This is a genomic window from Actinomycetota bacterium, assembly GCA_005774595.1.
Lineage (GTDB): Bacteria > Actinomycetota > Coriobacteriia > Anaerosomatales > D1FN1-002 > D1FN1-002.
This window is the reverse complement of the sequence record VAUM01000102.1, coordinates 1-6168: the sequence shown is the minus strand read 5'-3', so window position 1 is coordinate 6168 and position 6168 is coordinate 1. Positions and strand designations below refer to the sequence as shown.

At 72.1% G+C, this 6168-nt stretch carries 10 protein-coding genes; all 10 read right to left on the bottom strand.

The window, feature by feature from the left end; genetic code table 11:
- The coding region (locus tag FDZ70_05500) for a DNA-processing protein DprA (GenBank protein TLM77466.1) at positions 1 to 478 on the bottom strand (478 nt) is incomplete at its 3' end.
- On the bottom strand, positions 475 to 1953 hold the full coding sequence (locus FDZ70_05495) for an ATP-binding protein (protein ID TLM77465.1): 1479 nt from the start codon (positions 1951 to 1953) through the stop codon (positions 475 to 477). The genes FDZ70_05500 and FDZ70_05495, both read right to left, overlap by 4 nt.
- Positions 1953 to 2336 carry a YraN family protein gene (locus FDZ70_05490; GenBank protein ID TLM77464.1) on the bottom strand — a complete coding sequence of 128 codons (384 nt, stop codon included), beginning with the start codon at positions 2334 to 2336 and terminating at the stop codon, positions 1953 to 1955. The genes FDZ70_05495 and FDZ70_05490 overlap by 1 nt, the downstream gene beginning before the upstream one ends.
- Positions 2337 to 2456: 120 nt before the next feature.
- On the bottom strand, positions 2457 to 3236 hold the full coding sequence (locus FDZ70_05485; GenBank protein TLM77463.1) for a ribonuclease HII: 780 nt from the start codon (positions 3234 to 3236) through the stop codon (positions 2457 to 2459).
- A gap of 3 nt (positions 3237 to 3239) precedes the next feature.
- On the bottom strand, positions 3240 to 3587 hold the full coding sequence (locus tag FDZ70_05480; protein TLM77462.1) for a 50S ribosomal protein L19: 348 nt from the start codon (positions 3585 to 3587) through the stop codon (positions 3240 to 3242).
- 157 nt (positions 3588 to 3744) lie between these two features.
- A complete protein-coding gene (gene lepB / locus FDZ70_05475; GenBank protein TLM77467.1) occupies positions 3745 to 4392 on the bottom strand; it encodes a signal peptidase I in 648 nt (215 codons plus the stop codon).
- A 53-nt stretch (positions 4393 to 4445) separates the two neighbouring features.
- Entirely contained in the window at positions 4446 to 5198 is a 753-nt protein-coding gene (trmD, locus tag FDZ70_05470; GenBank protein TLM77461.1) for a tRNA (guanosine(37)-N1)-methyltransferase TrmD, read from the bottom strand.
- Between the two features lies 1 nt (position 5199).
- Positions 5200 to 5730 carry a 16S rRNA processing protein RimM gene (gene rimM, locus FDZ70_05465; GenBank protein ID TLM77460.1) on the bottom strand — a complete coding sequence of 177 codons (531 nt, stop codon included), beginning with the start codon at positions 5728 to 5730 and terminating at the stop codon, positions 5200 to 5202.
- Positions 5731 to 5735: 5 nt separating this feature from the next.
- Positions 5736 to 5984: a KH domain-containing protein gene (locus FDZ70_05460; GenBank protein ID TLM77459.1), complete on the bottom strand. Its 249-nt coding sequence runs from the start codon at positions 5982 to 5984 to the stop codon at positions 5736 to 5738.
- A gap of 6 nt (positions 5985 to 5990) precedes the next feature.
- The coding region (locus FDZ70_05455) for a 30S ribosomal protein S16 (GenBank protein TLM77458.1) at positions 5991 to 6168 on the bottom strand (178 nt) is incomplete at its 5' end.

Below are 6168 nucleotides of genomic sequence, written 5' to 3'. Positions count from 1 at the left end.
CCGCCTCGACGACGAGCAGTGCGGCGGAGAGCCCCGCGATGATGCGGTTCCTCGGCACGAAGGCGCGCCGGTGCGCCGGGCTGCCCCAAGGCATCTCCGACACGACGGCCCCGGTCCTTCGGATGCGCGCGAGCGTGTTCGCGGCCGACGAGGGGTAGTCCACGTCGGCGCCGCAGCCGAGCACCGCGACCGTGATCCCGTCCGCGTCGAGTGCCGCTCGGTGCGCCTCGAGGTCGCAGCCGATGGCTGCCCCGGACACGACCACGATGCCTGCCGCCGCGGCCCAGCCGGCGAACTCGCGGGCGCAGTGGATCCCGTAGGGCGTCGCGCGGCGCGCCCCCACGACCCCGAGCCCCGGCTCGAGCGCGGTGGGGTCGCCGATGCCATAGAGCCGGCGCGGCGGGCAGTTCAGATGCAGGAGCTGCTCGGGGTACCCTCCCTCCCCGAGAGCGAGTTCCCAGCGCTGCGGTCCGCTCACCGGTCCACCATCCGATACGACACGGCGTCGCGCACGTGCAGCGGTGACACGCGGGCTGCCCCCTCGAGGTCCGCGATCGTCCGTGCGACCCGGAGCGCACGCGTGATCCCGCGACCGGACAGGTCGTACGCCGACGCAGAGACCTCCAGCTGACGGCGGGCCTGTAGGGTCAGCTCGCACGACGCAAGCAGCGCGGCGCCGGACAGGCGCGCGGCCTCACCACCTCGAGCCGCGGCGCGCTCACGCGCGGCCAGCACGCGCTCGCGCACCGCCGCTGTCGTCTCTGCCGTGTCGTCGGACAGCAACGCACCCGCGGCGGGACGCTCCACGCGCACGCACAGGTCGATCCGGTCGAGGAGCGGACCGCCGATCCTCCCGCGATAGCGCTCGACGTCGCCGGCGCGGCACGTGCAGCGACGCACGTCGTCGCCGAAGAAGCCGCACGGGCACGGGTTCATCGCGGCGACCAGGTTGAAGCGAGCTGGATACCGGATCTTCCCTTCGGCGCGTACCAGCGTGAGGTATCCGTCCTCGAGCGGCTGCCGAAGCGCCTGCAGCGCGGCAGGACCGAACTCGGGCAGCTCGTCGAGGAAGAGCACCCCGTGATGTGCGAGCGAGGCCTCGCCCGGCCGCGGCGGCGAGCCGCCTCCGACGAGGCCGGCGACGCTCGCGGTGTGGTGCGGTCCGCGGAACGGGCGGACGCCGGCGAGCGCGGGGCCCTCATCCAATCCCGCGACCGAGTGGACGACGGCGGTCTCGAGTCGCTCGGCGTCCGTGAGCGGCGGCAGGATCCCGGGGAGCCTGCGTGCGAGCATGGTCTTTCCCGCACCCGGCGGGCCGATGAACAGCACGTTGTGGCCACCGGCGGCCGCAATCTCGAGCGTGCGCTTGGCGTGGCACTGCCCCCGGACGTCGGCCAGGTCAGGCCCTTCGTCCGTGCCGGCGGTCAGCGTGGTGGCGATAGGCAGCGCGGCCGCGTCCGGATGGCGCAGCTCGGTGAGGCGCCGCAGCGGGCGATGGGACAGCCCCGGCACGCCGTCCCAAGGCCCGTGGCGGCCGCCGGCGGCGAGCAGCCGCGCGCCGGCACGGGAGGCCGCGAGGCCGAAGGCGATCATGCCCGGGACCGCCCTGACCGTTCCGTCGAGCGCGAGTTCGCCCACCGCCATCGCACCGTCCGCCGAGGCCGAGGGCACCTGCCTCGTCGCGATGAGGATCGCCAGTGCCACCGGGAGGTCGAAGCCGGTTCCGTGCTTGCGCAGCGGCGCCGGGGCGAGGTTCACCGTCACGCGCGCGTTGGGGAACTCGAAGCCGCATGCGCGGACCGCCGAGCGCACGCGGTCGCGCGCCTCCATGACCGCGGTGTCGCCGAGGCCGACGACCGTGAACCCGGGCAGCCCCGAGGAGACGTCGGCCTGCACCTCCACCGGCACGGCCTCGACGCCCACGATGGTGGCGGTCATGACGGCGGCCTGCATCAGGAGCCGACCTCGAAAGCGGCCCGGTGGTGCCGGAGCAACGCACGCTCCGGGCCGAGCACGAACAGCGTGACGACGTCGAAGCGCACAGCGGGCGGCTGCTCGGCCAGTGTGGCGAGATACCCCGCCGCCACCCGTGCGATGCGGCGCCGTTTGGTCGGTGTGACGGCCTCCTCGGGACTGCCCTTGGCAACCGTGCGGCGCGTCTTCACCTCGATCAGCACGAGCGTGGCGCCGTCGGTCCCGATGACGTCGATCTCCCCGGCACGGCAACGCCAGTTGCGTTCGAGCACGCGGATCCCCGAGCGCTCGAGGTACGCGACGGCCGCGTCCTCACCCCTCCTGCCGACGTCGTTCCGTTCGGATGCGTGGGTCTCGGTCATGCCGCATCCCCCCTCTCCCTTGAGAGCGAGGATGACGACGCGGTGTGAGCGGACACCAAACAGGAACCAACCGTGCAGGTCAGACCGGCAGGATCGCGGATCAGCGAGGCGAGAAGGGCGTCACCAGAGCTTCGGTTCGATGACGTTGCGCAGGAAGCTGCGCCGGTGGACCGGGCACGGGCCCTGTTCGGCGACGCGGGCGAGATGCTCAGGCGTGCCGTAGCCCTTGTTGACGGCGAAGTCCCAGCCCGGGTGTCGCTCGCCGAGGCGCGCCATGAGATCGTCGCGGGCGACCTTCGCGACGATCGACGCCGCTGCGACGCAGGCGACCTTGGAGTCACCCTTGACGACCGCGGTCTCGGAGGCGTGCGCGCCGATCGGAAGGCCGTCGACGATGACGTGATCCGCCGCTACCTCGAGCGCGGCGAGCGCCTCCTGCATGGCCTGACGGGTGGCGCGTGCGATCCCGATGGCGTCGACGGCCTCGTGCGAGACGTGCGCCACCGCCCACGCACGGCACCCGTCGCGCAGGAGTGCGGCCATCTGCGACCTGCGCGCCGGCGTGAGCCGCTTCGAGTCGTTGAGCCCGGCCGGCAGCGGGGCGTCGCCGAGCACGACTGCTGCGGCCGTGACCGGTCCGGCGAGCGCGCCGCGGCCGACCTCGTCCACGCCCGCCACCACGAGGGTGCCACCCGCAGACAGCGACCGCTCCAGCTTGAGCAGGCCATCGAGGCGCTCGCCTTCGGCACGCGCTGCCGCACGCCGGCGACACGCGGCATCGGCAAGAGCACGAACGCCCGCCCGGTCGTCGCCGGACAGGCGTTCGATGAGTGCGTCGAGCTCTCCGGGAGCACAGGCCGCGAGAAGCTCGCGGCACTCGGCTACCGTCGGGCGGGCCATGCCCTAGTAGGCCTGCTCCTTGAGGCGGGCGGCCTTGCCCACCTTGTCACGCAGGAAGTACAGCTTGCTGCGGCGGACCTTGCCGCGGCCGGTGATCTCGATCTTCTCGATCTTGGGCGACCACACCGGGAAGGTGCGCTCGACGCCGACGGCGAAGCTGACCTTGCGCACGGTGAACGTCTCGCGGTTGCCCGCGCCGTGGCGGCGGATCACGACGCCCTGGAAGACCTGGGTGCGCTCGCGGTTGCCCTCGATGATCTTGTAGTGGACCTTGACCGTGTCGCCCACCTGGAACGCCGGGAGGTCGTCACGGGTCATCTGCTGCGCCTCGATCTGGCGGATCTTGTCCATGGGTGCTACCTCTGCCTCGATGCTGTCTGTTCGCGCGACGTCATGCGGCACGGCCGCCGACGGCACGAGTGGGTAGTATAGCGAGGCTCGTGGTACGAGGCAACGCGTCCGCGCGAGCCGCGTCCCACCCGCGTCCCGCGAGCCTTCCTAGCCCTTCCTAGCGCAGGGCGCCGATGCGGTCCGGTGGCCAGTAGGTCGCGAACGCCAGGCCCTGGACCTCCGTGAGCGGCTGTGCGCCGATCCAGCGGCTGTCCTTGCTGTTGACCCGGTTGTCGCCCATGAGCCAGATCTGGCCCTCGGGCACGGTGAACGGGAGCGCGACGTTGCCGAGCTCGGACGGCTTGCCGTGGGTGTACGGCTCGTCGAGTACCTGCCCGTCGACGACCACGGAGCCCTCGTTGAGCTCGACGGTCTGCCCGCCGACGGCGATCACGCGCTTGATGAGCGCGGGAGTCTCGCCCGACGGGTCCGTGAAGACGACGACCTCGCCTGGCCGCGGATCGCGGAAGCGGTACACGAACTTGTTGACCAGGACGCGGTCCTGGATGGCGATGGTCGGCTCCATGGATCCGGTGGGGATCACGTAGGGCTGGACCACGTACGTGCGCACGACCTGTGCGAGGAGGAACGCGGCGGCGAGCAGGAGTGCCGTCTCGACGATCCAGGCGACGGCGCCCGCTCCGGTCGGGCCGAGCACGGGAGTCAGCCAGCGGGTGAGCGCGGACGTCTCCTTCGCGTGGGGTGCGTCGCCCTCGTCCGCGCTGGGGTCCTCGTCGGGGGCACGTGCCGGCTCGATGGTCGGCATACCGGCGTCGGCCCTCGGGCGGTCCCAGGTCATCTCGTCTTCGTCGCGCACGGTCACTCCGTCTCCTCGAGGGCGGTGCTCTCGGTCGTGATGCGGTCGACGAGGTCGCGTTCCTCCGGCGTGAGGTCCGCGGCGTCGAGCAGGTCCGGTCTGAGCAGCGCCGTCCGTCGCACCGCCTCCGTGCGGCGCCACGCGCGCACGCGGGCGTGGTCGCCGGAGAGCAGGATGTCCGGGACACGCATACCTTCGTACTGTGGAGGTCTCGTGTACTGGGGATACTCCAGCAGGCCCCACGAGAACGACTCCTCCTCGGCGGAGGTCTCGCCGCCCAGAACGCCCGGCAACAGGCGTGCCACGGCGTCGACGACGATCATCGCCGGCAGCTCGCCGCCGGTCAGCACGTAGTCGCCGATGGACAGTTGCAGGTCGGCGAGGCTGCGGACGCGCTCGTCGAAACCCTCATACCGCCCGCAAACGAGCAGGAGGCGCTCACGCGCGGCGAGGTCCTCGACGAGCGGCTGGTCGAGCGTGCGGCCCTGCGGGGTGAGCAGGACCACCAGCGGTGGGGGTCCCTCCGCGCTGATGGCACGGACCGCGTCGAAGACCGGCTCGCAGCGCAGCACCATGCCGGGTCCGCCGCCGTACGGGGCGTCGTCGACCTGCCGGTGGACCCCCGGCAGCGCCCAGCCGCGGAGGTCATGGACGTGCAGATCGAGTGCGCCCGAGCTGCGCGCGATCCCGAGCATCGAGGCGGACAGCGGCGCTTCGAACACGTCGGGCAGCACGCTCAGTATGTCGATGCGCACGTCACGCCTCCTCGTGCTCGCCGAAGATGAGCCCCGGCAGGAGCCGGACGCGGATCACGCACGCGTCCTCGTCCACCTCGAGCACCACGTCGTCGATCACCGGAACGAGCACCTCGCCGAGCGGGCCGTCGACGACCCACACGTCGTTGGCCCCGGTCACGATGACATCGGTCACCGTGCCGATCACGCCGCGGGCCTCGTCCGTGACGGTGCTGCCGACCGGGTCGAATGCACACGCGGCCTGGGAGAGCGCAGGGACCTGCGCGCCGCGCGCGAGCACGGTACATCCTGCGACTGCGCGCGCGGACTCGGGCGCGTCGATCCCCGTCACCTTGAGCAGCGGCCCCTTCGGGCCGGGGCGGACCGACTCGACGACACCCGAACGCGGACCGTCGGGAGGCGGGACGAACCACACCTGGGCGCCAGCGGGAACGTCGAACTCGCCGGGAACGAGCGGCATCACGGCCAGCTCGCCTGCGAGCCCGTGGGGCTTCACGACGCGTGCGACCGCGAGGAACCCGGAGCCGTCCATCGGCCCTAGCCGAGGACCTCCACGTCGACCTCGTGCGAGCCGGTGCAGCCCGTGGCGCGCGCGAGCACCCGGATGGCCTTGATGATGCGGCCCTGGCGGCCGATCACCTTGCCGGTGTCGTCGGGGGCCACCGCGATGGTGATCACGGTCGAGTCGTCGTCGTCCTTGCGCGTCACGTCGACCGCCTCCGCGTCGTCGACGAGCGACGTCACGAGATAGCGGACGAGGTTCTCTGTGTCTTCGGGACCCGGCATGCGAGGCTAGGCCTCGTCCTCGGCCGGGGCGTCCTCAGATGCGGGCTCGTCGGCCGGCGCCTCGTCGGATGCCGGGGCTTCCTCTGCGGGAGCCTCGTCCTCCGCGAGAGCCTCCTCCTCGGCGACATGCTCCTCGGCAGCGGGCTCGTCGTCCGCGACGGCCTCCTCGGCAGGAGCCTCCTCG

Bases quoted from the DNA above. Each gene is read 5' to 3' on its own strand.
- FDZ70_05495 (TLM77465.1), bottom strand. From the start codon at position 1,953: ATGCAGGCCGCCGTCATGACCGCCACCATCGTGGGCGTCGAGGCCGTG.
- FDZ70_05490 (TLM77464.1), bottom strand. From the start codon at position 2,336: ATGACCGAGACCCACGCATCCGAACGGAACGACGTCGGCAGGAGGGGT.
- FDZ70_05485 (TLM77463.1), bottom strand. From the start codon at position 3,236: ATGGCCCGCCCGACGGTAGCCGAGTGCCGCGAGCTTCTCGCGGCCTGT.
- FDZ70_05480 (TLM77462.1), bottom strand. From the start codon at position 3,587: ATGGACAAGATCCGCCAGATCGAGGCGCAGCAGATGACCCGTGACGAC.
- lepB (TLM77467.1), bottom strand. From the start codon at position 4,392: ATGCCGACCATCGAGCCGGCACGTGCCCCCGACGAGGACCCCAGCGCG.
- rimM (TLM77460.1), bottom strand. From the start codon at position 5,730: ATGGACGGCTCCGGGTTCCTCGCGGTCGCACGCGTCGTGAAGCCCCAC.
- FDZ70_05460 (TLM77459.1), bottom strand. From the start codon at position 5,984: ATGCCGGGTCCCGAAGACACAGAGAACCTCGTCCGCTATCTCGTGACG.